Annotated in this window: 2 protein-coding genes; both read left to right on the top strand. The window is 57.5% G+C overall.

The genetic code is table 11. The annotated features are described in order from the left end of the window. Positions 1-200 precede the first annotated feature (200 nt). Complete coding sequence (locus VGK48_16300; protein HEY2382737.1) at positions 201-1,925, top strand: PQQ-binding-like beta-propeller repeat protein; 1,725 nt, start codon at positions 201-203, stop codon at positions 1,923-1,925. Positions 1,926-2,204: 279 nt separating this feature from the next. Beyond that, complete coding sequence (locus VGK48_16305; GenBank protein ID HEY2382738.1) at positions 2,205-3,428, top strand: serine hydrolase domain-containing protein; 1,224 nt, start codon at positions 2,205-2,207, stop codon at positions 3,426-3,428. Positions 3,429-3,443 lie beyond the last annotated feature (15 nt).

Genomic DNA, 3,443 nt, shown 5'->3' on the forward strand with positions numbered 1-3,443 from the left:
GATCACGCTGCGTCGTGGCATGCGATACCCTCCTAAGGTTTAAGTCCCAAGACGCGAAGTATATATCCCAAGGGAACACTATTGGAAATTTGAAATTGGAGGTCGGAAAGTTGAAATCGGATTTCGAATCTCGAATTTCGAATCTCGAATTTCCAATTTCCCTTTTCCAGTGATACATTCCCGGGCTACCGGAGGCACTAATGCTGAAACGCTCCTTTCTGGTCCTCTCCGTCCTGGGTCTGATGTTTGCCGCCGTAGCGAGCCAGACGGCGCAGACGCCTGCGTTTGTCCCCGTCACCGACGAGATGCTCGCGAACCCCAGTCCCAACGACTGGCTTATGTTCAGCCGCACGTATGATGCGCAGCGCTACAGTCCTCTGAAACAGATCACGAAAGACAATGTCGGGCAGCTGAAGCTGGTGTTTTCCACCGAGATGAAAACCGGAACGCAGGAGAGTATTCCGATCGTGTACCGCGGTGTCATCTATGCGGCGACGCCCGGATCGGCGATTCAGGCGATCGACGGCACCAACGGCAAGCTGCTCTGGGAATACAAACGTCCGACCGGGATGTCGAAGACCAAAGGCATTGCCATCTACCAGGACATGATTTACTACACCGCCCCCGAAGGTGTGATCGTCGCTCTCGACGCGCGGGATGGAAAAGTCCGGTGGGAGCAGAAAATCGGCGAAGCGCAGCAGACTTCCGGCCCGATTGTCGTCGAAGGCAAGGTCATCAGCGGCCGCGCCTGCGCCCGCACGCGTGAGAGTTGTTTCATCGCGGCCAACGACGCGCGCACCGGCGAATCCGTATGGAAGTTCCAGGATATCCCCGCACCCGGCGAGCCCGGCTCTGAATCCTGGGGGCCCGGCGGACCCGCAGACAACGTCATGGCCTCGACCTGGGCCTTGATGGGCTCCTTCGATCCTATCCGCAGAGTCATCTATTGGGGAATTGCCAACCCCATGCCGAACACACGCATGGAGCGCCACAACGGCGATCCTGAAGGCACGGCGAAAACAGCCCCCGCCGATTTGTACAGCAACTCGACCGTTGCTCTCGATCCCGCAACCGGAAAACTGAAATGGTATTACCAGCATCTGCCCGGCGACGATTGGGATCAGGACTACACCAACGAACGAGTTCTGTTCCGGACCCCGGTCAGCCCGGATCCGCAGTATGTGAAATGGATCAACCCGGCAATCAAGAAAGGCGAGCAGCACGACGTCTCCGTCAATGTCGGTGAAGGCGGAGGAATCTGGGCCCTGGACCGCAATTCAGGCGAGTTCCTGTGGTCGAATCCATTTCCGTACGACAACCCGAACTTTCTGATTTCCGGTATCGACGTGAAGACCGGCCGCGTCACCATCAACTACGACCTCGTAATGAAAAAGCCCGGAGATCATCACGTCATCTGCTTCTGGAACACCAAGAGCTATTGGCCGATGTCCTATAACCCCGTCACGAATTCGCTCTATGTTCCGTTCAACGATAACTGTCTCGATATGACAGCAAAGGATGGGACAAAAAACGAACGCCGGGTCGGTTCGATGGGACCGCGAGCGATGGCGGATCCGAGTTTCTTCGGCGGCATCGAAAAAGTGAACATGACGACGGGCCAGATCACCAACCTCTTTCATACGAAAGCTCCAAGCAACGGCGCGACGCTGTCCACTGCCGGCGGCCTGGTGTTCTGGGGAGATCTCGACCGGAATTTCTATGCCTTCGATGCCGAAACCGGAAAGATGCTCTGGCAGACGCAGATCGACGCCCCGATCCAGAACAGCACGATCACATACGCTGTGAACGGCAAGCAGTACATCGCTGTACTCGGCGGTCTGGGCGGTCTCTCTTCCGGACTCCTGAGGCAAGCGGGGTTCCAGCCGGTTCAGAAAGACGGGCTGTACGTGTTTTCATTGCCGTAAAAGGCAAGCTGCAGATGACGCGGATGCATCAGCGCTATCGGCGTCGTCTGCGGCTAACGTACTTCCCAAGAAGGGTAGAAAAGAACCATCCCATTAATCCGGCCTGACTCCGCTCAGTCTTATAACTATTTATTTTCAACAGCTTACGAATTTGGAACGTTTCCTGCTACAAGATACACCAGCGCCGACATCTCCTCTGGAAGGGTTTTGGTCGTCGTTTCATCGATTAACTCTGGCCCCCGGTTTCCGGGGGCCTTTTTTTGCGCTACGATATCCGGCATGACAAAAATCACTCGCCGCGAATTTGCCTGGACTGCGGCTGCTCTAGCTTTGCAGACCCGGACGCTGGGCGCAGCCGTATCTCCGCTCGATGACGTTCTCCGGACGGGCATCCAGCGAAGAAAGATACCGGCCGTTGCCGCAATGGTGGCGACCGCGGACAAGATCAGGTATCAGGGCGCATTCGGCAAACGCGACGTGTCTTCAGGTATCGATGTCACGCCGGACTCGATCTTTGCAATCGCCTCGATGACCAAGGCGATCACATCAACGGCCGCTCTTCAGCTGGTGGATCAGGGCAAGCTGAAACTGGACGAGCCCGTCTCGAAACATCTTCGTCAATTGGGAATGCTGCGCGTTCTCGAGGGTTACGATTCCGCCGGCAAACCGGTGTTGCGCGCGCCGCGCACTCCGGTGACGCTGCATCATCTGCTCACCCATACCTCAGGTCTGTGCTACGACACCTGGAGCGGCGAAATGGTCGAGTATGAAAAGCGCGGCGGTGCCGCACCCAGCGGTGTTGCGCCGTCGGTGCCACTGATGTTCGATCCGGGAAAGCGCTGGCAGTACGGCTACAGCACCGACTGGACGGGCCGGCTGGTTGAGAAAGTGAGCGGCTTGACGCTCGAGCAATATTTTCAGCGCAACATTCTTCAGCCACTCGCCATGAAAGACACCTCGTTCATCGTTCCGCCGGAGAAGTTCGATCGTCTGGTCAGCCGCCATCAACGCCAGGCCGATGGATCGCTTCAGCAGGAAATGCGGGCGCTGCCGCCGGTTCCTGCCGCATTCAACGGAGGCGGCGGCCTGTACTCGACAGCGGGCGACTACGTGCGGTTCATGCAGATGATCCTGAGGAAGGGCCGCAGTGCGAAGGGCGAAGAGATTCTCCGGCCGCAAACAGTGGCCATGATGTCGTCGAATCAAATCGGCGATCTCGGCGCCGGAAAGCTCAAGACCTTCCAGCCCGCACGCTCCAGTGATGTGGATCTGCATCCCGGCGCTGTCGACAGGTGGGGCCTCGGCTTCCTGATCAACACCGCGGCATATCCGGCTGGCCGCTCGGCCGGCAGCCTGGCCTGGGCCGGAATTGCGAACACGTTTTATTGGATCGATCCGAAGCGCGGAACCTGCGCCACGATCATGATGCAGTTCCTTCCGTTCGTGGATAAAGAAGCTGTCGGATTGTTGAGCGATTTTGAGCGCGCGGCCTATTCAAGCTGACGTACCAAATGGTGT

Source organism: Terriglobia bacterium (genome assembly GCA_036496425.1).
Lineage (GTDB): Bacteria > Acidobacteriota > Terriglobia > 20CM-2-55-15 > 20CM-2-55-15 > 20CM-2-55-15.